Genomic DNA, 26,484 nt, shown 5'->3' on the forward strand with positions numbered 1-26,484 from the left:
ATGCCATGTCACACCGCTGTTTACCGTGGCTGTCTGCTCCCTGTCGCGGGAGCGCCCCGGAGCCGGCCATCTCTCGGGCGGGCAAGGTGTGGAGCTCGATGATCCGGCGAAGGAAGCGGTAGGCGGTTGGGGTCTACATCGCTTCGGCGAGGCCGCTGCGGTGGGCAAAAACGACGAGTTGAGCCCGATCGCGGGCGCCGACCTTCACCATGGCGCGGTTGACGTGCGTCTTGACGGTGGCGGGGCTGAGCACGAGCTGTGCGGCGATCTCGTCGTTGGACAGTCCGGTCGCCACGAGGGTGGTGATCTCGCCTTCCCGGTCGGTGAGTGTGGCGAGCCCCCGGCGGGCGGCCTCGTCCAGGGGCCGTGGGGTGGCGGGAGCGGCGAGGAAGCGGCCGATGAGACTTCTGGTCGCGGCGGGGGACAGCAGCGCGTCGCCCCGGCTGACGGTGCGGAGGGCGTGCAGCAGCTCCTCGGCGTCGGCGCTCTTGCCGAGAAAGCCGCTGGCTCCGGCGCGAAGTGCCTCGAAGACGTACTCGTCAACCTCGAACGTGGTGAGGATGAGGACCTTCACTCCGGCGAGGTCCTCGTCGCCGGTGATCAGGCGGGTCGCGGCGAGACCGTCGAGGACCGGCATGCGGATGTCCATCAGGACCAGGTCTGCCCGGGCGGCCTTGGCCAGCCGCACCGCCTCGCGCCCGTCGCCCGCCTCGCCGACCACCTCCAGATCCGGCGCCGGCTGGATCAGGGCCTTGAAACCGGTGCGCACCAGAGGCTGGTCGTCGGCGATGACTACGCGGATGGTCACGAGGTCGGCTCCGGAAGAAGGGCGAGGGGTTGGTAGGGCAGGACCGCGGCCACCTGGAACGCTCCCTCCGGGCGCGCATCGGCGGCGAAGTGTCCGCCGAGCGCGAGGACTCTCTCGCGCATTCCGACAATGCCATGGCCGCCTACCGGAACGGCGGCTGCGCCAGGGCCGGGCCCGCCGGCAGTGCTTGCGTCTCCCAAGTCGTCGACGGTGATGTGGAGTTCGTGCAGGCCGTAGCTCAGTGCGAGCCGGGCCTTCCGTCGCCGGGAGTGTTTGCAGACGTTGGTCAGCGACTCCTGGATCACGCGGTACGTGGTGAGATCGGCCGCGGGTGCCAGGGGTACGACGGCGCCGTCGATGCGGCAGTCGATGTCCAGGCCGGATGCGCGCAGCGAGGTGAGCAGCTCCTCGATCGCGTCCAGTCCGGGCGCGGGAATCGCGACGGGGGCGACGGCCTCTCCCGGTTGCCGGAGCAGGCCGACGGTGTCGCGCAGTTCTCCGAGGGCCTTGCGGCTGGCGGATTTCACGTGGGCGAGTGCCTCGCGTGCCGCCGCGGTGTCGCGGTCGAGCGCCTGTCCGGCGACGTTGGACTGCACGCTGATGAGCGCGAGCTGGTGGCCCACGGCGTCGTGCAGGTCACGGGCGATGCGCAGCCGCTCCTTGGCGATGCGGCGCCGCGCGTCCTGTTCGCGTTCGCGTTCGGCGCGCTCGGCGCGCTGCTCGACCTCGGTGAGGTAGGCGCGGCGGTTGCGGGTGGAGTCGCCGGCTGCGATCGCCAGGCCGCCCAGCGCGATGAACGCCAAGGTCTGCGGGCCGAGCAGCGCAGGATGGAGCAGGGGCGCGTGGGCGATGGCGAGCGCGGCCAGAACGCCGCCGCCGATGGACAGGCCGCGCCGGCGTTCGACCAGGTCGGCAACCGTGTACAGGGCGATCAGCGGGGCGAGCAGGATCAGCGCCCCCCTGGTGCCGCCGGTGGCAGCGAGGAACGCCTCCGCGTTTCGCGAAGGGGGAGACGCTCGAAGCCGCGTTCCTCCGGCTGACGTCCAAGCCCCTCACCGACTCCGCGACCGGCGCCACGACGGCGTCCACGCGTGGCTGAGTACGAGAAGCGAGTGACATGTACGGCCTGATCCACACCGAAGTACTCAAACTGCGCACTGTCCGCAGCCCGTGGCTGCTGCTGGCCGCTGCTCCGCTGCTGGTGGCCGCGGGCGTCAGCGGTCTGGTGGTCTCCGGGAAGAAGGCGCTCGATACGACCACACAGAGCGGGGCGCTCTCCCATGTGGGCCTGACTTCGATGTTCACGCTGGTGTTCGGGATCCTCGCGGTCGCCGGAGAGTACCGGCACAAGACCATCACCGACACGTATCTGAGCACTCCCGCGCGCGGACGCGTCATCGGCGCCAAACTCCTGGTCTACGCGGTGTTCGGCGCCCTGGCCGGAGTGGTCAGCAGCCTGACGGGCCTCGGTGTCGCGGCCGCCTGGTGGTCGGACAAGGCCGTGCCCTTCGTGTGGTCCGACTCACAGATATGGACCACGATCGGCGGCGGCATCGCCTGGAACGCGGCGTTCGCCGCCATCGGCGTAGGAGTCGGCGCGCTCATCCGCAGCCTGGTCGGCGCGGTCGCGGTCGCGCTGGCCTGGGTCGCCCTGGTCGAAGGCATCGTCGGTCAACTGATCGGCAACCTCGCCCGTTGGCTGCCCTTCAACGCCGGCCAGGCGCTCGGCGCCGGAGCCAAGGCCATGGCCGGCGAGAACCTGCTACCACGCGTGGGCGGCGGCGTCGTCCTGGCGATCTACACGCTCATCTTCGCGGTACTCGCCGTCACCACCGGCATGCGACGCGACGTGTCCTGACCTGCCGCGTACCGCGCCGTGCTCACGCCTACGAACGCGAGTCAGCCGCAGCCGACCGAAGCGGGCGGCCGCGAGCGGCGACGGGGTCCGGCGGGCCCCCTCGACACAGCCATGGCCCTGCCGGCGGATGCATCGGCTCTCGTCGGTACGTGCGTTCACCCTTCCGTTTCGGACGCCGGCCGGGTCGGCACACCGCGCCCGCGAGCCTGTACGGCCACCGCGCCCGCTGCCACGAGGACGGCCAGGGCTGCGAAGCCGTGGGTGAGGGTTGCGATCGAGGCGACGGCCGCGACGAGCAACGGTCCGCCCGCGTCGCCGAGTTCGCGGCCGAGTTCAGCGGCGCCCATGGTCTGCCCCAGGCGTTCCGCGGGGGTGCTCGCAGCCAGTGCGGCGAAGCCCAGTGGCGTGATCAGGCCCGTACCGGCTCCGATCAGGACCGCGCCCAGCAGCACACCGGCCAGGCCGGGCAGCACGGCGCAGGCCAGACCGGCGGCGGTGACCAGCAGCCCCGCGACCAGGCCGGTACGCGTCGTCAGCCGACCGTCGTCCAGAGCACGCCCGGCCTTCGGCTGCACGACGGCCGCAACGGCCGCCAGCACCGAGACCGCGGCACCGGTCGCGACCGTGCCCAGCCCGGCTGCCCTGCCGGAAACCGGTAGGAAGCCCACACCGACCGAGAGGGCGGCAGTCGCCGCTGCCAGCGCCGCCGTCGGGGCGAGGAAGGCCGGGTCGGCCAGACGGCGGGCCAGGTCAAGCACGGTCTGCCGGTTCCTGGGCAGCGGCGGTACGACCGGGACGGCGACCGCGGCCCATACGGCGACCGCGGCCCCCAGCACCGCCAGCACCGCGAACAGCAACCACAGGCCCCCGGCCCACACCAGGACGCCGCCGAGCAACGGGCCAAGGGTGTAGCCGATGGACTTGTGGAAGCCGTAACTGCCGAAGGAACGGCCATGCTTGACTGCCGGGTTGAGCCGGGCGACCAGCGCCGACGCCGACGGGGAGAACGCGGAGGCCGCCGCGCCCTGGCCGAGGCGGGCCGCCCACAGCCAGCCGGGACCGTCCGCGACGACGTACACGGCGGACGCGAGGGCGAAGGCGAAGAGACCGCCAAGCAGCACGGGCCGGGCGCCGATGCGGTCGGCGAGGGCACCGAACACCGGCTTGAGAACGACCTCAGCACCGTCGTACAGGGCGAGCAGGCCACCCAGCACCAGCAGCGAGGTGACCGCGCCCTTGGAGAATCCGCCCAGGTTCGCGGCGATGCCGTGCGCGCCGAAGGCCGTCGTGAACCCGGCCGCGTACAGCGGCCACATCTGCCGCTTCGGAGCCGACCCCGCCAGAGCGGCGCCGCTCACCGGGTGTCTTCCGGCGCCTGGTGCAAGGCCGCGAAGACGCGTTCCGCATAGTCCTCGCATGCGGCGGCGCACTCCTTGAGCCGCTTGACCGCCTCGGCCGCCTCCGGCGCTCCGAACACATCCCGGGCGGTGAGGTCACGGTGCCAGCGCCGCAGCCGCTCCAGCGACTGCTCCTCCTCTTCCAGTTCGGCCAGGGTGAACTTGGCGATGCGAATCTCCTTGGCCAGCTCCTCCTCGTACTTGCCGCAGTCTGCGAGGAACTCCGCCCAGTCCGCGGACCGGGCGGCGGTGAACAGCGCCTGAAAGCGGGCGGCGTCCTCGGGGCCGCGCCCGGAGGCGCTCAGGGTCATGGCCTGGCCCCCGGCAGCTTCGGTCAGGGCGATGGCCCGCGCGGTGCCGTCGGCGAAGACCGGCACGTCCGGTACGGCCCACACCCCCTGGCCGAGCGAGAGCGCACCGCTCTTGCGCAGCTCACGCCAGACCGCCACCCGGTACCGCGACGGCTCGGCAGCCAACTTGATCACGAGGATGAGCCAGCGGCTATCCGGTTCCGCATTCGACACATCAAGGAATGTAGCAACCGTTACAATCAGCGCCGTACCAGGCTGCTCGCACCGGTGCCGCCGCCGTGGAGCACTGCGGCAGGTCGAGGATCTCCGGCAGATCGGCAAGCCCAGGCCAGAGGCTCAGGAGCGGCCGCTGAGGCTTGCGGCCAGGGCGGCCAGTCGGTCCATCGCGTGAGCCACGCCGAGCCCATCCATGTAGTCGCGGACATGCACGATCCGGCTGTTGCGGACCCGGATCACGAGGAGGCCCGGGAAGCTGAAGGGCCGGCCGGTCGTGGTCATGGTCCCCGAGACGACCTGCTCGACGACGATCACCTCCGGGTCGGTGTTGTCATGCACGACGACTTCGCGGATCTCCTGCGGTTGCGCCGGGCTTGCGTCCCAGGCCGCTCGATAGCCCGCGCGGGCCTCTTCGCGTCCCTGGTAGCGCTCAGGCATGCCAGGGAAGAGGAAAGGAAACTCGTGCACGGCGTCGACCGCGTACAGATCGGCCAGATCGTCCGCGGACTTGTAGCATCGCTCGCTGGTAGCGGGCCAGGACCTCACGAGGGCCGAGGTTGGTCGAGGTTGTGTCCGGCATGGCGGTGGACTCCGTTCAGTCAACGTGTGGACGAGTTCATTCGAGCGCTGGGCCAGAACTTCGGGCCTCTGGGTCCGTGGACGGGACGAGGGCCTCCAAGATCCGGTTGTGACGCCCGACTTGGAGACCCTCGGGTCAGTTGGTGCGGCCTGCTTTGAGGGCTGCTGCTGTTTCGGTGACGCGGCGGCCCTGGTGGGCGGCGGCCTGGAGGGTGGTCTCGCTGGGTGCGCCTTCGCCGACCACGTGTGAAGTGCCTTACGGATTGCCCGACTTGAACTGGACGGGGTCGGTGTGGCCGGGCGGGACGATGATGCCGCCCCAGTGGTAGAACGTGTTCGACAGGGCGAGGATCGTGGATTCCTGGCCGCCGTGCGCGGTGTTCGAGGCGGTGAACGCCGAGTAGACCTTGCCGGCAAGCCTGCCCGGAAACCACAGCGGACCCGTCGTGTCGATGAACGCCCTCAGCTGACTGGCCGGGTCAGCGCGGGCGGTGACTGAGGAGATCGCCCGGCTGGCACTCCAGTACCTCGCAGATGCGGCTCAAGGTGGTGAACCGCACGGCCCTTGCCCTGCCGTTCTTGAGGATCGACAGATTCACGTGGGTGACTCCGACCCGGTTGGCAAGTTCCGTCAAGGTCATCCCCCGCTCCTCGAGCAGCCGGTCGAGATGGACCTCGATCGCGTGCTCCTGCTTCTCCTCAGGCATCAGACCGTCCCATCGAGGTCCTCGCGCATGGTGATGCCGACGCGCATGATCCGGGCGAAGGAGAGAACGCCGAGGCCGGTGAGGATCGCCAGGAAGGGAACGTCCCACGACAGCAGTCCGGCGGGGACAGAGCTGATGTCGCTGTCGAGTCTCAGGGTGGCGATGAGAGCCTTCTCGGCCATAGAAGTAGCAATCGAGGTGAGCACACTGCCTGCCAGTATCCACCAACCCAGCCGGCGCAGCCGCTCCGCGGTCTGTGTGGTGTAGAGGCCGTCGCGCGCTGCGCTTCGGATCACCCAGAGGGCGAGCAGGAGCGCTCCAACGGCGAAGATGAAGGGAGCCAGCCGGGTTGCGGTGTTGAGCAGGCTCTGCGCCGTACTGGGGGCTTCCGTGCAGTACTCCGGGTGGGCGTTCATGGTGAACCTGGCCCCCGGTGCGGGTGCGAAGTCCGGGCTCGGCTGCTCATCGTCGCCGATCCTCGTGTTGGTATCCGTGGCACAAATGGACTTCTCGCCGATGCCGAGAACGTGCACGTTGTCGGGGAACAGCGAGGCCAGCAGTCCCATGCCCATCAGCGCCGCGAGCAGCGTCAGGACGCCCGTAACCGCCGTCGATATCGGCTCCAGAGGATTGCGGACCTTCGACATGACGACACCCACCCCTATCGATTATCGATGTTATCGAAAGACGATACAGAGGCCTGCGTGGTCTCGACAACCTCCGTGGTCGTGCCCGATCGCACGGGAACCCGCGGGGAACGGCGGTGCCGAGCGGGCACGGCACAACGCAACGGCCCCTGACCGATTCGCCCGGTCAGGGGCCGTTCACCTGCGACCTGGCCCCTTCACCGCGGGGCGAACTGGTCGAGCGCGTTCAGCATCCAGGTGCGCTTGATGTCGCTGCCCAGATGGCCTGAGTGGTCGTCAACCAGGAGTTCGGCTCCGGGCCAGGCACGAGCAAGTTCCCACGCGGTGTCCACCGGGCAGCTCAGGTCGCGCCGGCCGTGGATGAGCACGCCGGGGATGCCGGCAAGGCGACCTGCGTCGCGGATCACGGCGTTCTCCTCCAGCCAGCCGGCGTGCGCGTAATAGTGCGCCGTGAGCCGGACGAACGCCAGCAGATCGTCGTCCGGCCGACCGTCGTAGACGGCCGGTACGGTCTTCGCCTCGAGGGAGAGCACCACATCCTCCCAGGTGCGCCAGGCGTTCGCCGCCGGGTACCGCACCCGCGGGTCGGGGTCCCCCAGCAGGCGTGCATACGCCCCGACGATGTCGCCGTCGCGGTCGGTTCCGGCGCCTGCCCTGAACTGTTCCCACTCCTCGGGAAAGAAGCGCCGCACATCTCGGTAGAGCCAGTCGATCTCCGAGCGCCGCGTCGTGCTGATGGCGCTCAGCATGATCTCCGATACGCGATGGGGGTGGCGCTCGGCGTAGACGAGAGCGAGCGTGGTGCCCCAGGAGCCGCCCGTCAGCAACCAGCGGTCGACGCCGAGGTGTTCGCGTAGCAGTTCCATGTCGGCGACCAGGTGGTCGGTGGTGTTGTGCCGCAGGTCCGTGCCGGGATCACTCGCGTGCGGCGTGCTGCGCCCGCATCCGCGCTGGTCGAACAGGACAGCCCGGTATCGTTCGGGATCAAACATCCGGCGCATGTTCGGCACGCATCCCTGGCCCGGACCGCCGTGCACCATCACGGCCGGCTTGCCGTCCGGGTTCCCGCAGGTCTCCCAGTACACGAGGTGGCCGTCGCCAACATCGAGCATTCCCTGGTCGTACGGCTCGATCGGAGGGTAGAGCTCGGCCATGTCCTGCCCTTTCGTCCCGTCGGAGACCACCGACGTCGTGCCGCCGGGCATCGTCTCAATCTGGGGCCGAAAGTGTCGCGTCGATTTCAGGGAATGGGGCAACGCGTGGCATCACTGACGTGCCGCGGCAGCGCCCCGCGGCGCGTGACCGCGGGGCGCCTTGTGGGGGTTAGTCGATCTTCTCCCCGTTGTGCGTACCGCCCTTGCAGAGGTTGTCCGCCAGATCGGGCGTTCCGCCGCCCTGCTTGCACTCAGAAGGGGTGACGTAGGAGGAGGCACCCTGTGCGGCGGCGGTGGCGGTGGCGGCGCCTGCGAGGCCGAGTCCGGCGAGGCCTGCCGTGGCGATGGCGGCGACGAGGATTCGTCGAATGCGCATGTGGTTCCCCTTTCACGGTTGCCTCGGTTGGGGCACTAGTCAGCCTGACTTTCACTCATGTGGGCGGCACGTCATGTTGCGCCATTCGGGTGACAGTGCCGTACTGGCAGGAGTTGAGGCCTCGTCTGGACGGATGACCCAGCGCACGGCTCGGGGCACGGGGAAACCGATGCGTGACAGGCGCGGCTCCGTTTCCGGAGGGGCAGGCCCTAGTCTGATCCCCGTGAGGCAGGCAGGCGCTGGGAAGGATGATCGGCGATGACGCCCCTGAGCAGCGGGGACCCGGAGTTCATAGGCGGGTACACCCTTCTCGGTCGGCTCGGGGCGGGCGGCATGGGAGTCGTCTATCTGGGAGTCTCCGCCTCGGGACGGCAGGTCGCGGTCAAGCTCGTGCACGGGCCGTATGCCCAGGAGGAGGAGTTCCGGACGCGCTTCCGGCAGGAGATCGTGGCAGCGCGCAGAGTGAGCGGCGCCTTCACCGCGCCTGTCGTGGATGCCGACCCGGACGCCGACCGGCCGTGGATGGCGACGCTCTACGTGCCGGGGCTCAACCTCGCCGAAGTCGTCAAGAACGACGGCCCGCTGAACCAGCGGGAACTGCGCGCGCTGGGGCTGGGGCTCACCGAGGCGCTGCGCGACATCCACCGGGTGGGCCTGGTGCACCGGGACCTCAAACCGGGCAACGTCCTGATGACCGAGGACGGGCCGCGCGTCATCGACTTCGGCATATCGCGCGCTTCCGACAGCCAGAACCTCACCGCGACCGGACGGATGATCGGCACTCCGCCCTTCATGTCGCCGGAACAACTGTCCTCCCCCCGAGACGTCACCCCGGCCTCGGACGTGTTCTCGCTGGGGTCGCTGCTGGTGTTCGCGGCCGTCGGCACGGGACCGTTCGACGCCGACAGCCCGTACATCACCGGCTATCAGGTGGTGCACGGGACCCCGGACCTGGGCGGGGTGCCCGAAGCGCTGCTGGCCATCGTCGAGCGCTGCCTGGACAAGGACCCGGCCGCACGGCCGGACCTGACGGACCTCCACCGCATGCTCCAGGCGCTGCCGGAAGCCGATGCCACCGGGTTCCCTGAGACCGGGCAGTCCGCGCAACCCCGGCGTCGCCCCACTTCGCGAAGCGCGGCCACCACCTCCGTGGGTGCCGCGACCGGCACCAGCACCGGCACCGGCACCGGCACCGACAAGCGCCGACGCGCACGGCTGCTGCTCACCGGCCTCGGCGCGGCGCTGGCCGTCACGGGGCTGTGCATCGGGGTGGGTGTCTTCGTGTTCGCTCCGGACACCACCGCCGCCACCGACGCCACCGCCACGGCCCGTGCCGCCTCACTGCCCGACGGCTGGCGGCCGTGGCGCACGAAGCTGCGGTACGACGTGAAGCGTGTCCCTCTCGACTACGGCAGCCCCGGATGTGTGGCGGAGGGAAGCGCCCTGTTCTGCGGCGGTACGGGATTCACGGCCGCCAGGATCGACGCGGCCTCCGGGCGCACCCTGTGGCGGACCGGCACCCGGCCTCAGGGGGTGGAGCCGATCGGCGTTCGTGACGGGCTGGTCTACATGTACGAGGACCCGGACGACGAGACCAGGCGGGTGGTGGCTCTCGACGCCGGTACCGGGCACCGGCGGTGGCAACGCGACATCAACCGGGCCGAGAAGGCGGTCCTGTACGACGGCGGACTGCTGACCCTGTCTCCCGACTCCTCGTGGTTCGTGGCCTATGGACCGTCCGGCAAGGAGCTGTGGCGGGCGCCTTCACTCGACGAGTACTGCATTCCGTCGGCGCTGGGAGGCGCCCCTTACGCCCTGTGTTCGGAGGGCACCGAGCCCGGCCAGGCCCCGGTGGATCTGATGAAGCTCGGACCCGGCAGCCTGGCCGAAAGCGCCACACTGCCCAAGAAGGCGGAAGCGCTCGGCGCCGTCGGCGGGCAGCCGCTGTTCCTCGCCCCCCAGACCGCGAAGGACGTGTACGAAGCCGGGTACGAACGGCCGTACAACGCGCTGCTGCGGGTGGCCCCGGAAACCGGGCAGGTCAGACGGATACCACTGGCACACCCGCTGACCGGCGCGGCCACCCTTGCGAACGGCGTCGTCTACTTCGTCCGGTCCGACGGGTCGGTCACCGCGGTGTCGGCGGACAGCGGCAAACAACTCTGGCAGCAGGTCACGGACGTGGAGAGCCTGTCCGTGCCCGCGGTGTCGGCGACGTACAAGCGGGTCTATTTCTCCAACCGCTTCGGCCGTCTGCTGGCACTGGACAGTCGCACCGGAGCGGAGGTCTGGCGCACCTCCGCACTGGACGACCCCGGGGACAAAGCGCAGAGCTACCCGCCGCAAGTGCTGCTCGTCAAGGACGCGATCGTGGCCATGGCCGGCGACACGGCCTTCTCCCGAAGCCCGGACGGGCCCGCCTGAGCAGTCGCAACGCCCCTTCTACAGCTCCTGCTCGCACGCGCGTGCCACCCCTCGCGGCGCTCCGCCCCGCCGGACCAAGTCCAGCGGGGCGGAATCAACCGACAGGATCCGAGTCGGCGGGGGCCCGCAGTCTGCTGCCGGCCTGGCGGCCCGGCCTTACTTCAGGTGTCGGTCGAAGAACCGGGCCCCGTCCTCCAACTCGAACCACGGGGTGCCGGTGTGCCCGCCGAGATTGGCGTGCAGCGTCTTCTCCTTGGTGCCGAAGGCGTCGAACAGGTCCAGGGCCCGCTGCCGGGGGTTCCCTTCGTCGTCCCACTGCAGCAGGAACAGCAGTGGAACGGTGACCTGCCGGGCCTCCTCGCGCTGGGCGCGGGGCACGTAACCGCCGGCGAAGAAACCGGCGGCCGCGATGCGCGGCTCGAGGACCGCCAGCCGAATGCCGACGGCGGTCCACCCCGAGTACCCGACCGGGCCGCCGCCGATCTCGGGCAGCGCAAGGAGGGCGTCCAGGGTGGTCCGCCATTCCGGGACCGCGTTTTCGACCAGCGGGCCGATGAAGGACTCGAAGATCTCATCGACCGGCTCGCCGGCCCGCATCGCCCGGCGGAGGTCGACGCGGGCCTGCTCGTCGGCGGCGGAACGGGGCCGGTCACCGCACCCGAAGGCGTCGATGGCGGCCACCGCGTAGCCGTACGCCGCGTAGTGCCGGGCCCGGGCCACCAGCCGGGGCTCCCGCTTGGGCAGGCCGTTGTTGTGGGCCATCAGGATCAGCGGGGCCGGTGCGGCGGATTCAGGCGTCCACAGGGTGCCGGGGATCTCGCCGAGGGTGAACTCGCGTTCGAGGACGCCGTCGTCGAGGCGCTGTTCAGAAGTGAAGTGCATGGTCGTGCCTTTCGGGAGGGCTCTTGAACGGCGCTCCCGGACGACCTATCGCCCGACCGTGACCCCGGAGGAGAGCACCCATGTCGATACTGTGTTCACGGGTACCACCTCCTCGTTCTCTCGCACGGCCTCCGGAAACGTAGCAGTGGCCGCCGTGGTCCGCCAAACGGATTTTCACGCGGGCTCCGCCTTCTTGTCGCGCCACCACAGCGGTACGTGAGGTGAGAGTCAGCTGGACATGCTGGCAGCGCGGACGGGAGAGCGGAGGGGGAGCCCGGTGTCCGGGGGCGCCATCCCCTGTGTGGCGCCCCCGGGCGGGTGGTGCTACGGCACCTGCTTCTCGTAGTACTTGTCCTGGTCGGAGTCGTAGACGAGCTTGCTGTCGGCGTCGTAGCCCCTGATCCGCGGGGCCGCGGTGACCTGCCGGTCCAGGACGCCGGAGGCGACGAACCAGCCGTGGTCCAGGACGGCCTGGCTGGTGGCGCCGCCGTAGGAGACGGTCACCCGGGCCACCGACGGCTCGACGGTGCCGATGACACCCCATCGGAACGGCAGCTTCCAGTTGCCGTGGTCGAGGATGCTCTGCTGGTAGAGCTTGCCGCCGTTGTCGTCCGCCCGCACCGGGGCGGCGTCCGACGGATCGTCGTAGCCCATGCTGGTGTTGAGGCCGGAGGCCTCACCGTTCTTCAGGTTGCAGATCAGCCGGGTCGGCTTCGGCTGCTCCTTCACCGCGACGACGAAGATGCCGTCGCCGGGCGCGTTGGAGTCGCCGGTGCTGTTCATCGCCAGGATGATCCGGTACTCCTCCACCACGCCCAGGTCCGGACGGAAGTCGGACGAGGGGCTGGTGAGCGGATGGTCGGCGGCGTCGGCGAGGCACTTCTTCAGCCCGTCGGCGGCCTGCCCGAAGGTGATTCCGTCGAGGAGCTGGCCCTCCGTGGCCGGCCGCGCGGGCTCCGGCGACGGAGACGGTGCCGGCGACGTCCGCGGCGTGGCGCTGACCGACGGCTTCGATGCCACCGTGTTCCCGCCCGCGTCGCCGCCGGCCAGCGCGTACGCCCCCACGGGCACCGCCGCCAAGGTCACCAGCGCGGCCCCGGCCGCCACCCGGCGCCGCCGTTCGACCGTGCCCCGGCGGCGGATCACCGGATACGGGGCCGGCGCGGGCCGGATCGTGTTCGCGTCCTCGGCGAGCAGTTCGCGCAGCTGCTCCTCGAAGTCCTCGCCGGCTACTGCCTCCTGCTGGTTCTGCTCCTCGTTCACTTGCTGCCTCTCTGCCCGGACGGCACTCGGCTGCGGACAGGTTCGTCCACGACCTGTGTGAGCCCCGGATGTGTACGCAACTTCGCCAGCGCCTTGGACGCCTGGCTCTTGACCGTGCCGGGTGAGCAGCCGAGGATCTCGGCGACCTCGGCCTCGGGAAGGTCCTCCCAGTAGCGCATGACGATCACCGCCCGCTGCTTCGGCGGCAGCCCGGCCAGCGCCGCGAGCAGGGCGCTGCGCTCGTCGGCCCGTGCGACGGCCTCGTCGCGCCCGGCCGCGTCCGGCGGCGTCGCGGTCAGCGCCTCCCTGACCCGCCGTTTGCGGAACCGGTCGCTGTTGCAGTTGACCAGGATCCGCCGGACGTACGCCTCCGGACTGGTGCTGCGCGAGACGCCCCGCCATGAGCGGTACGCCTTGGCCAGCGCCGTCTGTGTCAGGTCCTCGGCATGGTGCACATCACCGGTGAGCAGATACGCGGTCCGCACGAGATGGGACCACCGCGCTCTGACGAACTCCTGGAACTCGGCCTCCTGTTTGGCCTGCATCAAGCACCCTCCCTCGCCCTCCAGACCACCGTTTCGGCGGATTCGGTTGCCCGGGATCCGGTGGCGCGTCGGTCAGGTGGCCGTGACCGCGCCGGCCGCCGCCGTCGAGGATGCGTCCGAGCCCCTTGGAAACACGTAGCCCGGGTCAGATGTCGGGCGGGCCGGGGGCGGGGCGGGGGGCCTCCAGGCTGTCCGGCGGGCCGGGGGCGGGCAGCGGGGCCTCCAGGCGCAGGACCAGGGCGCGCAGGGCGCGGAGTTCGGCGTCCAGTGCCTGTGCGCCGGCTCGGGTGAGGGCGATCCAGGTGCGGGGGCGCCGGCCGGCGTAGCCCTTCTCCAGGGTGATCAGCCCGGACTCCTCCAGCACCCTCAGGTGCCGGGAGAGATTTCCGTCGGTGACGGCGAGTTGCTTCTTCAGGAAGCCGAACTCGACACGGTTGGCCTCCCTCGCGATGGCGAGGATGCCGAGCCGCACACGCTGGTGCACGGTGTCGTCCAGCGACTGGGTCGGATGGAGTCCCTCCTGTTCAGCCCGCGCAGTGGTCGAGTCCCCGACACTCATGAGGCAACCGTACCGGCGTCGGCGGAGCCGGCCGTGGCGCGAGGGCGAGCCACCGCCCAGTCGACCAGGCCGGCGAGCAGCAGGACGGCGGCGAGCAGGAGCGCCTTCGCCTGCGGTCCGTCGCTCCAGCCGGGGTGGGCGGGAAGCCGCCAGGGCAGCCATCCGGTGCCCCAGGAGGCACCGAGGTAGGCCGTGAGCAGCAGGGCGTGAGCGATGCCGGCGGCCGCGGCGATCCAGCTGCGTTCGGCCATCCCGAGGGCGAGCAGTCCGATGCCGACCAGGTACCAGGGGGAGGCGTAGCTGTTCTCCAGCAGATCGACCTGCCAGGGCTGGTACCTGGCGAAGAGCAGGGCCGTCAGGGCGCCCGTGATCATCACGGTGGTGACGGCGGTCGTGCCGACCCACACGCCCCGGCGGGGGACGATGCCGCGGGCCTCGCCGCGCAGGCGGTACCAGCGGGCGAAGACGAACCAGGCCAGGGGGATGAGCACGAACCACACGCCCCAGGCGGTGAAGCGCAGGACAGCGCCGTCGAACTCGCCCCTCAGACAGGGGGTTCCCGGTTCATGGACGACGCACAGGCCGGTCAACTCGGCGTAGGCGAAGGCCGGATAGGAGCCGACGTTCCGGCCGTGGGCTCCGAAGTTGAAGGCGTACCGGGCCATCGGAGCCGCTGCCAGCGCGAGAAGGCCGAAGCCGAGGAGGGAGACCCACGAGCCGTTCATCTGCGCGCGGGCACGGGCCCGCAGGCCTTCCGTCGCGGCCAGCAGGCCGGCCGCGCGCGCCCTCGGTTCGGCTCCCGCGCTGCTCAGCGACGGTGTTTCCATTCCCACGATGTCCCCCTTGTGGTCGCGCCTCGCACAGCACCGGGCCGCCGGTCGGTCACCCGGCCCCATAACTCTGCAATGCAAAGTACATGGCGCACAAGAGTATGTGGCCGCGGCGACCGACACGCCTCCCTGCACCGTCGGCGGCGCGCTTCCCGGACGTGGGCGACGGGTCAGGATCCGCGGTGCATCAGAGCGTTCCGGTCCAGGGTGGCCAGGACGGTGTTGACCCCGACCACGACGGCGAAGACGGCGGCCCACCGGTGCCGGCCGACGGCGTACAGGGCGGCCACCGCGGCGCCGAACACCAGCGCCTTCACGGCCAGGACGCCCAGCACCGGCAGTGCCACCCGGGCCTTCGGGGCGGCGAACAGGCCCCACACGACGGCCGCCGCCGCGGGAGCGGCGACGGCGAGGAGGAGACGCGCGGCCGCGTGGTCCGCGCTCTGCCAGCCCCACCAGGCGAGGACAGCCAGGGCCAGCACCTCCAGGAGGAACGCCAGTCCCTCATTGATCACGTGCAGGGGGCCGGGAAGTATCACCGGGAGTCGCCCTCCGTCGCCTCTGTCGCCTCTGTCGCCTCTGTCGTCTCTGTTGTCGTCGCCGTCTTCGCCGCCTTCGCCGTCTTCGTCACGTGCGCGGCCGCCAGTTGCAGCAGTTCGTCGACCGACCACTGGTCATAGACATGCTCACCGTACTTGGCGGCGAGGACCCGGCCGTCGGGTGCGACGAGGAAGTCGGCGGGCAGGCCGGTCCGTCCGCCGTGCGGACTGGCGGACGGCAGGTGCTCCCGCCCGCGGGCGACCTCCCGCAGGCCGCTCAGGACCGCCCGGAGGATCGGCCACCAGGCCCGCGGGTCGAGCAGGGCGCGGGGCGAGCGTTCCACGCCGAACTCCGCGTACAGCCGCCTGGCCGGGTCGGCGACGACGGCGAACGGGAGCTCGGTGGTGTGGGGCAGCAGTTCGTCGGCGGGCGAGTGGAAGACCACGACCTCGCGGACACCGACGGCCTCGATCTCCCCGTGCCGCCGCACCACCGAGCGCAGGTGCAGGTTGCAGACCGGGCAGCCGGCGAACCGCCGGAACTGGAGGTGGATCAGCCTGTCGGGATCAGGGACGGCGACCCGGTCGCCGGAGACGGCGGTGAGCTGCCGGTCGTGGACGGTGGAACCGGGCCTCACCTGGCTGCGGGACATGCGCACGACGGGCTCCCCTCCGTAAGCGTACGGCATACGCTTACCAGCGTAGGCGTATGCCGTACGCTGTCAACCGCCATGCCACGCCCACGTTCCCTCACGCAGGACCAGCCGGCCGCCGCCGCCCTGGCCGTCATCGACCGGGACGGGCCCACCGGACTGTCGATGCGCGCCGTCGCCAAGGAGCTCGGCATGAGCACCATGGGGCTCTACCGGTACGTGGACGACCGCGAGGAACTGGAACGGCTCGTCGTCGAGCTCGTACTCGCCGGCGTGGACGTCGAGCCGCCGGACCCCGGCATGCCGTGGCGCGAGCGGATCGTGGTCATGGTGCGGCGCCTGCGCGACGCCGTGGCGGCCCATCCGGCGATCGTCCCGCTCACCATCACCCACCGGCACCACTCGCTCGGAGTGCTGCGCTGGTCGGAGGCCGTGCTCGCCGTCCTCACCGAGGCGGGCGTCGAGGGCGAACGGCGGGTCGTCGCCCTGCGGGGCCTGCTCAGTTACGTCATCGGCGCCATCCAGCTCGAACACCTCGGGGCCCTGTCCGGTCCGGGCACCGTGGCCATCACCGAGCTGCCGCCCGCCGAGTTCCCGCACATGACGGAGACCGCCCGGCACGCCCGGAACGTCGGCGCCGACCAGGAGTTCCTGGGAGGACTCACCCTGCTCCTGGACGGCATCGAGGGTATAGACGGCCTCGACGCCTGAAGGCGGCCCGACGACAGCCCGACGGCAGATCGGCGGCAGATCGACGGCGCGTGAGCCGCGCGCCCGTCCCTGAGCGCGCCATGCCCCGTCCCGTCCACCGGTCCGCGCGCGGCCGGGTGTGACGGGAAGGAGCCTCCATACGCTGAGGCAGTCGGAATGAGCAGCGAGGGCGTCGGATCCGTAGAGCGAACGAGTAGCAACCGCATGGGATGGACACGGGTATGGGCGACCGACACAGCGACGCCGGGGGCGTAAACCGCCGACGCGCCGACACGGGCGGCCGCGGGCCCGGTGCCGACGACGACATCCGCGCCACCGCGCTGGAACCCGTGCTCCGTCGTACCCTGCGCGCCGAGGCCCTCGACGCCTCGGCCGAGGAGCGGGCCATGGCCGCTTTCCGGGCCGCCCGGGAGGAAGGCGTCCACCATCAGGCACGAGCGCGGCGGCGGGACGACTGGCGGCCGCGGCGCGTCCCGGGGCGCCGCTCGGTGCGGGCTGCCGTCGCCGTCCTGTTCGCCGCCCTGACGTTCAGCGGCGTGGCGATCGCGGCGATCGGCTCACCGAGAACCGGCGGGGAGGCGGGGGACCACGGTCGGGTGCGGCCGCACCCGTCGCCCACCGCTCCCCGGGCCCCGTCGCCCGACCCGTCGCCCTCGGCGACCACGGCACCCGCCGACGCCGCACCGTCCCAGCCCGCCTCCCCGACGCCCGCCCCCTCCGCCACCCGGGACCGCCCGCCCACGGCCAAGGACATCCAGGCCCACTGCCGCGCGTACGCGTCGGTGAAGGGCAGGGGCAAGGCGCTGGAGTCGACGGCCTGGAAGCGGTTCATCGAGGCCGCCGGGGGCGAGGACAACGTCGACGCCTACTGCGCCGACCAGCTGTCGCGGACCGAGGCGGGCAAAACGAGCAACGCGGGCAACCCAGGCAACGCGGGCAACACGAGCAAGGGCAGCGGCTCCGGCAACGCGAGTGACTCCGACGCGGCCAGCGACCCCGGCAACACGAGTGGTCCCGGTGGCGGAGGCGGCCCCGGCGAAAAGAACGGTCAGTCGAACAGCGACCCGGCCGGGAAGAAGAGCGGGCACCCCGGGGCGTGACCGCGCGGAGTGCGGGTGGTGACGCATCTCGTGACCGCATCGAGTCCCTTACTGCACAGTTGTGTTGACCTCGTGTCAGTGCACCGGCACCCGTGACAGTCCGCGCTCGCGGCGCGCTGTATCTAGTGACCCCGGGCGGGGTCAGGCCGCCTGCTCTCCGGGGGGAGGTACGCGGGCGGCATCGTGCAGGGGCGGACTCGTTCGCACCCCCCGTGGCGGGTCCGCCTCTGCGCAAGCGCCTGGTCGGCCGGCGACCGTATGAGCCGCCGCCGGCGCGCTCCCCGCAGATCGCCTGGTCGTGGCGCTGCCGCGCGGGCCGGGGTGGAGGGCGGCGAACCCTCAGGGCCCCCTTGGCCACGACCGCCCGCCTTCGAGAGGCCGTGAGCGGCCCGGGAGCAAGACGACGGCGCCTGAAGCAACCCGTTCCCCTCCTGCTACCGTCTACCAATCTGTAGACGTTCATCCCTCGGACGGCCCGGCTTCACGAGGGTTCCACATCTGCGTCCGCGTGTGTTCACACGCGTTCCCCGGAGCGCTCACGCACGTGGACCCATGGCCCGGAGATCCACCTGATGACGACTTCCTCCCCGCCCGCCACGGGGCTCGACGGCGCGGCCATCGACGGCGGCCTCTACACCGACGTCACCAACTTCGCTCGGGACACGCACTGGCTGAACGAGCCCGCCGCGCTCTTCTCCGACCTCGGCATGGGCCTGTTCGCGCTCTTCCTGCTGATGGCCTGGTGGCGCGCCCGGCGCCAGGGGAACACGGTCATGGCCGCCGTCCTGGCCACACCGTTCGCCGTGGTCCTTTCGTACGTCGTCAACAGCGGGATCAAGAACGTCTTCGAGGAGCCGCGCCCCTGCCGGGCCCTCCCGCACGACTTCCTCATCGAGGCGTGTCCTCCGGTCGACGACTACGCCTTCCCCAGCAACCACACCACGGTCGCCTTCGCGTTCGCGGTGGCCCTGCTCGTCATCAACCGGTGGCTGGGGTCCATCGCGCTGCTCGCGGCCGTGGCGATGGGGGCCTCGCGCGTCTACGTCGGCGCCCACTACCCGCATGACGTCGGCGTCGGCGCGCTGGTGGGGACCGTCGTCACCCTGGTCGTCGTACTGACCGCACGCCGTTTCGCCCCGCCGCTGGTGGAACGGCTGAGCGCCGGGCCCCTGGGCCCGCTGCTCGTCGCACGGACCGCGAAGCGGGCCCGCCCGACGGCACGCTCGGGCCGGGCTGCGGCGCGGGCCCGGATCTAGGGCCTCTCGTTTGGATCAGGCCGGGCTCGCGGGCCCTGGCACCGCGCCTCGCCGCGTTGTCGTCGGTTGGCAGGGCTCCGCCCTGCCGCCCTCCTCCGCCTTGCGATGCACGGCACCAGACCCCGCTCCCTGATCCGGCCTGATCCAAACGAAAGACCCCAGCGCCGCAACCGGCTCAGGGCCGGACCGCCCGGCCGGCCTTGGCCCAGTTCTCGTGGAGCTTGTCGAGGTAGGACTGGGCCTGGCTGCCGGGGGTGGCCCCGCGGGCGAAGGCGAGCATGTTGCCCTGGCCGGTGTTGTAGCCGAGGGCCAGCAGGTCGTCCCTGCTGTACGGGGCCGTCCAGTGGGCGGGCAGCACGGCCGCGAGGTCGTGCAGGTACCAGGCCGCGGCCTCGATGGCGAGGTCGCGGTCGTCGGGCAGCTCGTTCCAGGAGCGGTTCGCGAAGTCACGGTCCTTCTTGGTGGCGTCGAAGGTCGCCCGGTGCATGTTGGCGATACCGAAGGCGGCGTCCGGCTTGTACTTCTGCCAGGCCCGTTCGAAGTCGGGCTCGTGGGGCTTGTACGACTCGTTGTAGAGGATCGCCATCAGCAGCTGGGCGCCGACGCCCGCCTGACCGGCCCGGCGGCGCACCTGGGCGGCGTGGTCGGCCGGGTCGTACGGTCCCGCGGTCGCCGTCGCGGAGGGGTGTGCCGGGCCGGTGGGCGGGGCCGGGGCCGAGGTGTGGACCGACGGTGCGGGCCGGGGAGTGGAACCGGCGGGCAGCCCGCCGACCGCGCGCACGGCGACGTAGCAGACGGCGGCCAGAGCCACCACCGCCGGCCAGCGCCGCCGCGACCGGGTATCGGTCATGTCCCACCCTCTCCGCCGCGCTCCCGGGCTCCGCGGGAGCCGCTCACTCCTCGTAGTAGTTGTTGATCACCACGTCCGGCTCGTCGTCGTCGAATGCCTCGTTGAGGAGGGCCCCGCCGACCAGGCCGGCCGCGCCGGCTCCGATGAGCGCGCCGGTGCCGAAGCGGCGGCCGCCCTGCTGCTGGTCGCCCTGGGGAGCCGGGTAGCCCTGCTGCGGGTACCCCTGCTGGGGATAACCCTGTTGCGGATAGCCCTGCTGGGCCTGGGGATACCCCGGGCTCGGCGGCTGGGGCGGGGTGTAGAACGGCGGCGCGGTGGTCTGGACCCGCTGCGCGCACTCGGCGCACGCCTGGACCGGCCGCGGCACGCCCCACTGCGGGTACCAGCTGACGCTCGTCGTGCCGGGGCCGTGGCCGGGGTCGAAGAAGCAGGTCATGTCGGGGCTCCTCGTGGGGTGCGGTGGTACGGCGACGGTCGGCGGCTGGGGGGACACCAGGGTCGGCGTCGGTGTCACCGTGACGGCGGGCGCGGGCGGCCCAGGCGGCACAGGGGCCGGTGGGGTCGGGCCGTACCCTCCCGCGCCCAGGGACGGGTCGGACGGGACCGGGCCCGGGACCGGGGCGGCGGTCTCCTTCAGGACGTCCACGCCGTAGTCGGTGGCGATGCCGGCGAGGCCCGAGGCGTACCCCTGGCCGACCGCCCGGAACTTCCACTCCGCGCCGTGCCGGTACAGCTCGCCGAAGACCAGCGCCGTCTCACCGGCCAGTCCGTCGGCCACCAGGTCGTACCGGGCCAGCTCGGCGCCGCTGTCCTGGTCGAGCACGCGGATGTGGGCGCGCCGCACCTGACCGAAGGTCTGCCCGCGGGCGGCTCCCTCGTAGAGCGAGACCGGGAAGACGACCTTGGTGACCTCGGCGGGCACGCGCGTCAGGTCGACGTCGATCCGCTGGTCGTCGCCGCCGACGGGGCCGCCGCCACCGCTGTGGCGGACCGAACCGTCGGGGCTGCTCAGGTTGTTGAAGAAGACGAAGTGCCGGTCGGACAGCACTTTTCCGGACGCGTCGCACAACAGCGCGCTGGCGTCCAGCTCGTATCCGGTACCCGCCTGCCAGCCCAGCCCGACCGTGACCGCCGTCAGGCCGGGAGCCTGCTTGCTCAGCGAGACGTTGCCGCCCTTGGCCAAGGGCACACTCATCGAACTCCTCCGCAGCTTTTCCGGTCCCCCGTGTCCATGGGGGTCAACGCACCTGGCCTCCTCGGCAGTTCCGAGGTTGCGCAACAATGAAAATATGTGGCTGGATGCGGACCTGCCAGGCAACCAAGGGTGCCCTACCTCGCGTCCTGGCCATAGCAGGCGTCCGGAACCATGCGATCCGGCAACCAACACTCCTGGAGGTCAGACGACATGGGCATCATCGGCTGGATCATCCTCGGACTGCTAGCCGGGGCCATCGCCAAGATCCTGCTGCCGGGGCGGGACCCGGGCGGCATCATCGGCACCACTCTCATCGGCATCGCGGGCGCGTTCGTGGGCGGCTGGCTCTCCGCCCGGTTCTTCGACCGGCCCGTGGAGAACAACTTCTTCGACCTCTACACCTGGGGTGCGGCCATCGGCGGCTCGCTCGTGCTGCTCATCGGCTACCGCCTCCTGTTCGGCAACTCGCGCCGCTGATCCCGCGCACCGGCCGAGAGCCGTTCACTCCTCCTCGGCCGGTGACGGGCACCGGTAGGCGTGGGCCCGGCGGCGGTCGCGGCGGACCAGGACGGTCGTGCTGGCCGCCACGATCAGCGCGGCGGTGCTGAGCGGCACCAGGAAGGGCGTCATCACCGCCATCGCCGCGGTGACCGCCGTCATCGTCTCCATCGTCGTCACTCCTCCTTTGCGTGCTCGGCCGCGTGCCGGGCCCGGGAGGTGGTACGGCCGAGGAGGGCGGCCTCGATGGCACCCATCCGGTCGGCCAGCAGGGCCAGGGCCGCGGTCGCGCGTGTGAGGGGGTCCCCGGCCGGGTCGCCGAGGGTCTGGGCACGGACGTGGGCCGCCTTCAGCTCGGCCCAGCGAGTGGCGCGTTGCGGGGTCAGGGTGCCGCGCAGTTCGGCCAGTTTCAGCAGGTTGGCCTCGGCTCCTGTGGTGAGGGTCTGCGCCTCGGCGGTGAAGTGGTCGTCGAGGACGGCGGACAGTTCGGCGTCGTTCATGACGGGCCGCAGCCGCTGGGCGATCTTGTTCATGGTGCGGTAGGAGCCCTGGAGCCGGAACGGCGGCTCGGTGCGCGTCGCGTCGGACTGGGCGGCGGAGGCGATGTAGGCGGCGTTGACCGCGAGGACCGTCTCGCGCGCGCTGAGCAGATGGCGCAGCACGGACACGATCTGCTCCACCTCGGCCGGCGCGTAGGGGTGCACGAGCCGGTCGGCGCGGGCCGCGGGGTCGTGGCCCGCGAGCCGGAGGAAGAGGTCGAGGTCGCCGCGGTCGCGGCCGGCCAGCGGCGCCAGCGCCGGGTTCGCGGTGAGCGCGTTCTCCAGGAAGCTGAGCGCGAAGACGTCCTCCTTGCCGGTCAGGACGTCGCCGAGGTTCCAGACGTCGGCGCGGTTGGCAAGCATGTCGGGGACGCGGAAGCGCTCGCCCGACTCGGTGTACGGGTTGCCGGTCATGCACACCGCGAACCGCTTGCCGCGCAGGTCGTAGGTGCGCGCCTCGCCGTTCCAGACGCCCTCGACGCGGCGGGTGGCGTCGCACAGCGGGATGAACTTCTGCAGCAGTTCCGGGGACGTGTGCTGGATGTCGTCCAGGAGCAGCAGGGTGTTGTTGCCCGCCGCCAGCGCGAAGTTGATCTTCTCGATCTCCTGGCGGGCGGTGGCGTTCGGGGCCTCGGCGGGGTCCAGCGAGGTGACGTTGTGGCCGAGCGCCGGGCCGCTGATCTTGACCAGCATCAGGCCGAGGCGGTCGGCGACGTACTCCATCAGCGTGGTCTTGCCGTAGCCGGGCGGCGAGACGAGCAGCAGCAGGCCGCCGGTGTCGGTGCGCTTGGTCTCGCCCGCGGTGCCGAGCTGGCGGGCGAGGCTGTCGCCGACGAGGGGCAGGTAGACCTCGTCGATGAGCCGGTTGCGGACGAACGCCGCCATGGAGCGCGGACGGTGGTCGTCCAGGCGCAGCCGGCCGCGCTCGGCGTCGACCAGGGCGGTGCGGCGGCGCTGGTAGGCGCGGAAGGCGGGTGCCTCCCGCGCCTCGAAGCGCTCGGTGCGGGCCAGGAACTCGTCGATCCGCAGGGTCAGGGAGCGGCCCTCGATGCGGGGGTGGGCGCCGAGCAGGCCCTCGACCGTGGTCACCGGGGAGACCTCGGACTCGTAGCGGGGCAGGTCCGGGCACAGCTCGGCGGCCACCGCCTCGGCCAGGCCCCCGGCGGTGATCTCGGTGCCGGTGGAGGTGACGTACGCCGACAGCCACGCCCCGGCCAGCTGGCGGCGCGCGGCGAGGTCGTCGAGCGCGGCCAGGTCCTCGTCGTAGGCGGAACTGCCCACAGTCCGCCGGAACTTGTCGAGCAGGGTGCGGGTGGCGGCACTGATGACGAACCCGCCGGGACCGCTGGTCAGCTCCTCGAACAGATACACCGCGGCGGCGTGCGCGAGGTCGCCCGCACAAAGGGGGGCGGGACCGGCGGTGGGCGGCGGCCAGGTTTCCAGGGACGTCGCGAGTTCCGTGATGAGTTCGCCGATGGCGGGGGACGGGCCGAAGGTGGCGCGGGCGCGGGCCAGGGAGGCCGCTCGGCGGGACCAGGCCGTGCGGGCCTCGGCGGTGGTGCCGTGCGCCCAGAACAGCTGGGCGGCGGCCCGCGCGGCGGGTTCGTGGCGCAGCGGGCCGGCCTGCTCGTACAGGGGGAGCAGGGCGGTGAGGATCGCCGTCGCGTCGTGGTCGTGGACGCCGCGCTCGTAGCCCTCGTCGTACGCCTCCTCCGCGGCCCGACGCACCAGGGCCGGCAGGTCGGCCTCCCCCAGGGTGGCCGCGCCGTGCTCGCGCAGCAGCCGGGAGGCGAGGTGTTCGGCGCGGTAGACCTCGGGCGACTCGGACGGCAGCCGCCGGTCCCAGTACGGGCGGGTGTCCGCGAAGTCCGGGTCGGTGACCGGGGCGCGGTAGTCGGTGCCGGACAGGGCGAAGGCGAGGCCGTCGCCGTGCGGGACCAGGGTGAGGTCGAGCGGCCGGGTGGTGACGGCGAAGCGGTGGGTGCCCAGGCGGAGGGTACGGCCGCCGTCGGCGTACAGGTCGGTGCGGTCGCGCAGCGCGCGGGCCGCCTCCTGGCGGGCGGACTTCAGCCGGCCGTCCAGCTCCTCGGCCCGTACCGGGTCGCCGAGTTCACGCAGTTCCTCGGCGGTGCGGCGGGTCTTGGCGACCAGCGGGTCGGAGGCGAAGAACGTGCTGACGGCGTCGGTGTCGGCGAGGGTGGCCGCGCGCCGGGCGATCGTCTCCAGCACCCGGCTCGCCGAGGCGGCGAGCTGTTCGGCGCGGCGGGCGCGGGCGTCCAGGAGGCCCTGCCTGCGGCCGGAGAAGGCCTCGTAGATCTCGGTGCGCTTGTCGGCCAGCTCGCCGAGGAAGTCGTCGAACTCCGCGAAGCGGGACTCCAGGTTCTCCAGCCGCACCAGCATGGACGCGAGTTGCTCGTCGCAGGCGTCCGGATCGTCCGCGGCCGCGAGCGCGCCGGTGACGGCCTGGCCGAGCAGCGCGAACTCGGCCGCGAACTCGGCGCGGCCCTCCTGGTCGCGCAGTTCACGGCGGCGGGCGTCGAGCAGGGCGCGGGCGCGGTTGACGCCGCCCAGCACCTCGGCGATGCGTTCCAGGACGGAGGTGCGCACGGTGGCGTCGCCGATGTCGAGGCCGGCGACGACCTCGGTGACCGTGCGCAGCGTGCCGGCGAGGTCGTCGAGCCGGTCGGCGACCGGTGCCGCCTCGGCGACGCTGCCGATCGACTCGGCCTCGGCGGCGAGGCGTTCGACTTCCTCGTGGTGGTCGGCGAAGGCGTCCTCGCGGGCCAGGAAGGCGACCGCCCGCTGCCCGAAGGTGGCGAGGTCGGCCTCTGCCTCGGCGGCGAGTTCGTCGATGCGGGCGGTGTCGGCGTACCGCATCTCCTTCAGGGTCAGCAGGTGGCCCTGGGCCTGCCTCAGTTCGCTCAGGCCGCCGACCCAGGCGGCGGCGCCGCGCGGTGCCTCGCCGCGCAGCCGGCGCACCACCGCGGCGAGCCGGCCCGCGACCGCCTCGAGCGCGTCGGCGGCCTGCCGGGTCAGGGTCTGGACGGTGCGGAACTCCTCCAGCACCTGCTCGGCGGTGGCCCGTACGGCGTCCAGCGGGGTGCGCAGGTCCCCCAGTTCCTCCTCGCCCAGCCAGTGGTGGGTGTCGAGGGCGCGGACGCAGGCGGCGGCCAGTGCCTCGTACACCTCGACGGTCGGCGTGGTCTCGGCGACGGCGCGGCCGATGGACAGGCAGTCGGAGATGCCGCGTACGAGGTCGGCGTTGCCGATCCGCCCGAGGGGCCCGGTGCCCGTGGTGCCGGCGTGGGTGTCGGAGACGTAGGGGGAGCTCCACAGCTGGAGGGGGTGCACGCGGCCCGGCTCGTCGGGTCCGGCCGAGGGGTCCGTGCGCAGCGCCGTCAGCGTGCCGTCGTCGAACAGCGCCCAGCCGTGGCAGGACAGCGGGGTGGCGACCTCCTCGCGGATGGTGTTGTACGACAGCAGCAGGCTGCGTCCCCCGTCCGGCGCGTGGAAGGCGTACAGCACGTCCTCGCCGTAGGGGGAACGCACCTCGCGCTCGAACTCAAGCCCTGAGCTGTCCAGTTCGTAGGTCTTGTGGGCGCCGGTGGCCAGGCAGTAGCCCCCGGGGAACACGATGCCCTGGTCGTCGGGCAGGCGGCGGCAGGCCTGCCCGATGCCGTCGAGGCGGACCACGGTCCTGGTGAGGGGGTGGAAGACGAGGTGGCGGTGGGCCTGTTCCTTGTAGGGACGGATCCGCAGCAGGATCAGCGGGCCCACGCTCGCGTAGGCGATGTCGGCGTCGGCGAGGGCCTGGAGCGGCTCGTCGACCGGCTCACTGTGGATGCCCTCGCCGGTCTCGGTGTCGTCCTCCGTCTTGACGGTGAGGTGTCCGCCGACGGTGGACACAAAGATCTCGCCGCGCACGGAGACGTGCGGGTGGCGGCCCGGCACTTGGTCCTCGCGGCCGGTCGCCGTCCACTCGAAGTCGTGGGAGGGCGGCGGCACATGGTCGCGTTCGCCGCGCCCGTCCAGGAACTCGGCCCGGCCGTCGGACGTGATCGTCCAGCGCAGTACCCGGATGTCGCCGGCCTTCTCGCCGGTCCGGAAGACGGCGAGGAGCCGGCCCTCCACGCGGCGCAGGCTCAGCAGCCGGGCCTGCCGGTAGTAGCGGTGCAGGGCCCCGAACTCCCGCACGAAGGCGGGGTCGTCGAGGAGTCCGGGCACCGCGTCCTCGGGCAGCCGGTTCACCTCCCGGTCGTACAGTGCGAGGACGTCGCCGACCTCGGGCTCGGTCCGGTTGCTGTGGTAACCGAACAGCAGGCGGTCGCCGACGGCCACGACGTCGCACGGCACGCTGGGGTGCTCGGTGCGCAGCCGGCCGGTGCCGGTGAGGTCCAGGCGCGTGGCGCCGAACTCCTCGGCCCGTCGGGCGTTGAGTCGCTCGGCACCGCGGGCGAGCTCGGCGGCCTGCGCGGTCAGCCGGTCGCGCAGCACCTCGTACGTTCCGGTGTCCACGGAGTCGTACGAACCCGTCTCCAGGGCGGTGGCCATGGGTGGTGCGTCCCTTCACGAAGAGGTGCGGGCCCG

General features: G+C 71.7%; 26 protein-coding genes. 6 read left to right on the top strand and 20 right to left on the bottom strand.

The genetic code is table 11. From position 1 onward, the window contains the following. Nucleotides 1–133 precede the first annotated feature (133 nt). Nucleotides 134–808 (bottom strand): response regulator, encoded by a 675-nt coding sequence (locus tag ACIHCX_RS17475; protein ID WP_400030215.1) that lies wholly within the window; start codon nt 806–808, stop codon nt 134–136. After that, nucleotides 805–1,611: a sensor histidine kinase gene (locus tag ACIHCX_RS17480; RefSeq protein ID WP_400030217.1), complete on the bottom strand. Its 807-nt coding sequence runs from the start codon at nt 1,609–1,611 to the stop codon at nt 805–807. The genes ACIHCX_RS17475 and ACIHCX_RS17480 overlap by 4 nt, the downstream gene beginning before the upstream one ends. Nucleotides 1,612–1,925: 314 nt before the next feature. Here ACIHCX_RS17480 and ACIHCX_RS17485 point away from each other — a divergent pair, with 314 nt between their 5' ends. Continuing rightward, nucleotides 1,926–2,666, top strand: a complete 741-nt coding sequence (locus tag ACIHCX_RS17485; RefSeq protein WP_400030219.1) for a hypothetical protein — start codon at nt 1,926–1,928, stop codon at nt 2,664–2,666. Nucleotides 2,667–2,821: 155 nt separating this feature from the next. Here the strand turns inward: ACIHCX_RS17485 and ACIHCX_RS17490 are convergent, their stop codons facing one another. The 7 genes from ACIHCX_RS17490 to ACIHCX_RS17520 all read right to left on the bottom strand — a co-directional run bounded on the left by ACIHCX_RS17490 (nt 2,822) and on the right by ACIHCX_RS17520 (nt 8,053). After that, a complete protein-coding gene (locus tag ACIHCX_RS17490) occupies nt 2,822–3,982 on the bottom strand; it encodes an MFS transporter (RefSeq protein ID WP_400030811.1) in 1,161 nt (386 codons plus the stop codon). Between the two features lie 38 nt (nt 3,983–4,020). Further along, nucleotides 4,021–4,587, bottom strand: a complete 567-nt coding sequence (locus ACIHCX_RS17495; protein ID WP_400030221.1) for a Chromate resistance protein ChrB — start codon at nt 4,585–4,587, stop codon at nt 4,021–4,023. 123 nt (nt 4,588–4,710) lie between these two features. Then, entirely contained in the window at nt 4,711–5,136 is a 426-nt protein-coding gene (locus tag ACIHCX_RS17500) for a nuclear transport factor 2 family protein (protein ID WP_400030223.1), read from the bottom strand. A gap of 512 nt (nt 5,137–5,648) precedes the next feature. Continuing rightward, nucleotides 5,649–5,876, bottom strand: a complete 228-nt coding sequence (locus ACIHCX_RS17505; protein WP_400030225.1) for a helix-turn-helix domain-containing protein — start codon at nt 5,874–5,876, stop codon at nt 5,649–5,651. Next, nucleotides 5,876–6,523, bottom strand: a complete 648-nt coding sequence (locus ACIHCX_RS17510) for a DUF2975 domain-containing protein (RefSeq protein ID WP_400030227.1) — start codon at nt 6,521–6,523, stop codon at nt 5,876–5,878. Before ACIHCX_RS17510 ends, ACIHCX_RS17505 begins: the two co-directional genes overlap by 1 nt. A gap of 197 nt (nt 6,524–6,720) precedes the next feature. Next, the gene (pip, locus tag ACIHCX_RS17515; protein ID WP_400030813.1) at nt 6,721–7,677 is read right to left on the bottom strand and encodes a prolyl aminopeptidase; all 957 of its coding nucleotides are present in this window, start codon (nt 7,675–7,677) and stop codon (nt 6,721–6,723) included. A gap of 169 nt (nt 7,678–7,846) precedes the next feature. Next, nucleotides 7,847–8,053 (bottom strand): hypothetical protein, encoded by a 207-nt coding sequence (locus ACIHCX_RS17520; protein ID WP_400030229.1) that lies wholly within the window; start codon nt 8,051–8,053, stop codon nt 7,847–7,849. A gap of 258 nt (nt 8,054–8,311) precedes the next feature. Between ACIHCX_RS17520 and ACIHCX_RS17525 the strand changes: the two genes are divergently transcribed. Then, complete coding sequence (locus ACIHCX_RS17525; RefSeq protein ID WP_400030231.1) at nt 8,312–10,477, top strand: PQQ-binding-like beta-propeller repeat protein; 2,166 nt, start codon at nt 8,312–8,314, stop codon at nt 10,475–10,477. 156 nt (nt 10,478–10,633) lie between these two features. Here the strand turns inward: ACIHCX_RS17525 and ACIHCX_RS17530 are convergent, their stop codons facing one another. The 7 genes from ACIHCX_RS17530 to ACIHCX_RS17560 form a co-directional block, all read right to left on the bottom strand. Next, nucleotides 10,634–11,359, bottom strand: a complete 726-nt coding sequence (locus ACIHCX_RS17530) for a dienelactone hydrolase family protein (protein WP_400030233.1) — start codon at nt 11,357–11,359, stop codon at nt 10,634–10,636. A 324-nt stretch (nt 11,360–11,683) separates the two neighbouring features. Further along, entirely contained in the window at nt 11,684–12,622 is a 939-nt protein-coding gene (locus ACIHCX_RS17535; RefSeq protein WP_400030235.1) for a hypothetical protein, read from the bottom strand. Beyond that, nucleotides 12,619–13,167: a SigE family RNA polymerase sigma factor gene (locus ACIHCX_RS17540; protein ID WP_400030237.1), complete on the bottom strand. Its 549-nt coding sequence runs from the start codon at nt 13,165–13,167 to the stop codon at nt 12,619–12,621. Before ACIHCX_RS17540 ends, ACIHCX_RS17535 begins: the two co-directional genes overlap by 4 nt. 145 nt (nt 13,168–13,312) lie before the next feature. Then, nucleotides 13,313–13,726 (bottom strand): winged helix-turn-helix domain-containing protein, encoded by a 414-nt coding sequence (locus ACIHCX_RS17545; protein ID WP_400030239.1) that lies wholly within the window; start codon nt 13,724–13,726, stop codon nt 13,313–13,315. Further along, a complete protein-coding gene (locus ACIHCX_RS17550) occupies nt 13,723–14,553 on the bottom strand; it encodes a hypothetical protein (protein WP_400030815.1) in 831 nt (276 codons plus the stop codon). The genes ACIHCX_RS17545 and ACIHCX_RS17550 overlap by 4 nt, the downstream gene beginning before the upstream one ends. A 173-nt stretch (nt 14,554–14,726) precedes the next feature. Beyond that, entirely contained in the window at nt 14,727–15,095 is a 369-nt protein-coding gene (locus ACIHCX_RS17555) for a YrdB family protein (RefSeq protein WP_400030241.1), read from the bottom strand. Next, nucleotides 15,092–15,748 carry a peroxiredoxin-like family protein gene (locus ACIHCX_RS17560; RefSeq protein WP_400030243.1) on the bottom strand — a complete coding sequence of 219 codons (657 nt, stop codon included), beginning with the start codon at nt 15,746–15,748 and terminating at the stop codon, nt 15,092–15,094. The genes ACIHCX_RS17555 and ACIHCX_RS17560 overlap by 4 nt, the downstream gene beginning before the upstream one ends. 78 nt (nt 15,749–15,826) lie before the next feature. On the opposite strand from ACIHCX_RS17560, the gene ACIHCX_RS17565 reads away from it, so the two are divergent. The 3 genes from ACIHCX_RS17565 to ACIHCX_RS17575 all read left to right on the top strand — a co-directional run bounded on the left by ACIHCX_RS17565 (nt 15,827) and on the right by ACIHCX_RS17575 (nt 18,815). Beyond that, nucleotides 15,827–16,459 (top strand): TetR/AcrR family transcriptional regulator, encoded by a 633-nt coding sequence (locus ACIHCX_RS17565; RefSeq protein WP_400030245.1) that lies wholly within the window; start codon nt 15,827–15,829, stop codon nt 16,457–16,459. A gap of 221 nt (nt 16,460–16,680) precedes the next feature. Beyond that, the gene (locus ACIHCX_RS17570; protein WP_400030247.1) at nt 16,681–17,559 is read left to right on the top strand and encodes a hypothetical protein; all 879 of its coding nucleotides are present in this window, start codon (nt 16,681–16,683) and stop codon (nt 17,557–17,559) included. A gap of 572 nt (nt 17,560–18,131) precedes the next feature. Continuing rightward, nucleotides 18,132–18,815, top strand: coding sequence for a phosphatase PAP2 family protein (locus ACIHCX_RS17575; protein ID WP_400030249.1), 684 nt, complete (start codon nt 18,132–18,134; stop codon nt 18,813–18,815). Between the two features lie 175 nt (nt 18,816–18,990). Here the strand turns inward: ACIHCX_RS17575 and ACIHCX_RS17580 are convergent, their stop codons facing one another. Both ACIHCX_RS17580 and ACIHCX_RS17585 read right to left on the bottom strand, forming a co-directional pair. Continuing rightward, nucleotides 18,991–19,665 (bottom strand): transglycosylase SLT domain-containing protein, encoded by a 675-nt coding sequence (locus ACIHCX_RS17580; protein WP_400030251.1) that lies wholly within the window; start codon nt 19,663–19,665, stop codon nt 18,991–18,993. Between the two features lie 43 nt (nt 19,666–19,708). Continuing rightward, on the bottom strand, nt 19,709–20,860 hold the full coding sequence (locus ACIHCX_RS17585) for a TerD family protein (RefSeq protein WP_400030253.1): 1,152 nt from the start codon (nt 20,858–20,860) through the stop codon (nt 19,709–19,711). 210 nt (nt 20,861–21,070) lie between these two features. Between ACIHCX_RS17585 and ACIHCX_RS17590 the strand changes: the two genes are divergently transcribed. Continuing rightward, on the top strand, nt 21,071–21,337 hold the full coding sequence (locus ACIHCX_RS17590) for a GlsB/YeaQ/YmgE family stress response membrane protein (RefSeq protein ID WP_400030255.1): 267 nt from the start codon (nt 21,071–21,073) through the stop codon (nt 21,335–21,337). 24 nt (nt 21,338–21,361) lie between these two features. On the opposite strand, the gene ACIHCX_RS17595 is transcribed toward ACIHCX_RS17590, so the two are convergent. Both ACIHCX_RS17595 and ACIHCX_RS17600 read right to left on the bottom strand, forming a co-directional pair. Then, nucleotides 21,362–21,529, bottom strand: coding sequence for a hypothetical protein (locus tag ACIHCX_RS17595; protein ID WP_400030257.1), 168 nt, complete (start codon nt 21,527–21,529; stop codon nt 21,362–21,364). Between the two features lie 5 nt (nt 21,530–21,534). Then, the gene (locus ACIHCX_RS17600; protein ID WP_400030259.1) at nt 21,535–26,448 is read right to left on the bottom strand and encodes a DNA repair ATPase; all 4,914 of its coding nucleotides are present in this window, start codon (nt 26,446–26,448) and stop codon (nt 21,535–21,537) included. Nucleotides 26,449–26,484: the final 36 nt, after the last annotated feature.

The organism is Streptomyces sp. NPDC052043 (assembly GCF_044548235.1).
GTDB lineage: Bacteria > Actinomycetota > Actinomycetes > Streptomycetales > Streptomycetaceae > Streptomyces.

Coding starts and splice junctions, on each gene's coding strand:
- ACIHCX_RS17485 (WP_400030219.1), top strand. CDS start 1,926: ATGTACGGCCTGATCCACACCGAAGTACTCAAACTGCGCACTGTCCGC.
- ACIHCX_RS17490 (WP_400030811.1), bottom strand. CDS start 3,982: ATGTGGCCGCTGTACGCGGCCGGGTTCACGACGGCCTTCGGCGCGCAC.
- ACIHCX_RS17505 (WP_400030225.1), bottom strand. CDS start 5,876: ATGCCTGAGGAGAAGCAGGAGCACGCGATCGAGGTCCATCTCGACCGG.
- ACIHCX_RS17510 (WP_400030227.1), bottom strand. CDS start 6,523: ATGTCGAAGGTCCGCAATCCTCTGGAGCCGATATCGACGGCGGTTACG.
- pip (WP_400030813.1), bottom strand. CDS start 7,677: ATGGCCGAGCTCTACCCTCCGATCGAGCCGTACGACCAGGGAATGCTC.
- ACIHCX_RS17520 (WP_400030229.1), bottom strand. CDS start 8,053: ATGCGCATTCGACGAATCCTCGTCGCCGCCATCGCCACGGCAGGCCTC.
- ACIHCX_RS17525 (WP_400030231.1), top strand. CDS start 8,312: ATGACGCCCCTGAGCAGCGGGGACCCGGAGTTCATAGGCGGGTACACC.
- ACIHCX_RS17530 (WP_400030233.1), bottom strand. CDS start 11,359: ATGCACTTCACTTCTGAACAGCGCCTCGACGACGGCGTCCTCGAACGC.
- ACIHCX_RS17540 (WP_400030237.1), bottom strand. CDS start 13,167: ATGCAGGCCAAACAGGAGGCCGAGTTCCAGGAGTTCGTCAGAGCGCGG.
- ACIHCX_RS17545 (WP_400030239.1), bottom strand. CDS start 13,726: ATGAGTGTCGGGGACTCGACCACTGCGCGGGCTGAACAGGAGGGACTC.
- ACIHCX_RS17550 (WP_400030815.1), bottom strand. CDS start 14,553: ATGGAAACACCGTCGCTGAGCAGCGCGGGAGCCGAACCGAGGGCGCGC.
- ACIHCX_RS17560 (WP_400030243.1), bottom strand. CDS start 15,748: ATGTCCCGCAGCCAGGTGAGGCCCGGTTCCACCGTCCACGACCGGCAG.
- ACIHCX_RS17565 (WP_400030245.1), top strand. CDS start 15,827: ATGCCACGCCCACGTTCCCTCACGCAGGACCAGCCGGCCGCCGCCGCC.
- ACIHCX_RS17570 (WP_400030247.1), top strand. CDS start 16,681: ATGGGCGACCGACACAGCGACGCCGGGGGCGTAAACCGCCGACGCGCC.
- ACIHCX_RS17575 (WP_400030249.1), top strand. CDS start 18,132: ATGACGACTTCCTCCCCGCCCGCCACGGGGCTCGACGGCGCGGCCATC.
- ACIHCX_RS17580 (WP_400030251.1), bottom strand. CDS start 19,665: ATGACCGATACCCGGTCGCGGCGGCGCTGGCCGGCGGTGGTGGCTCTG.
- ACIHCX_RS17585 (WP_400030253.1), bottom strand. CDS start 20,860: ATGAGTGTGCCCTTGGCCAAGGGCGGCAACGTCTCGCTGAGCAAGCAG.
- ACIHCX_RS17590 (WP_400030255.1), top strand. CDS start 21,071: ATGGGCATCATCGGCTGGATCATCCTCGGACTGCTAGCCGGGGCCATC.
- ACIHCX_RS17595 (WP_400030257.1), bottom strand. CDS start 21,529: ATGGAGACGATGACGGCGGTCACCGCGGCGATGGCGGTGATGACGCCC.
- ACIHCX_RS17600 (WP_400030259.1), bottom strand. CDS start 26,448: ATGGCCACCGCCCTGGAGACGGGTTCGTACGACTCCGTGGACACCGGA.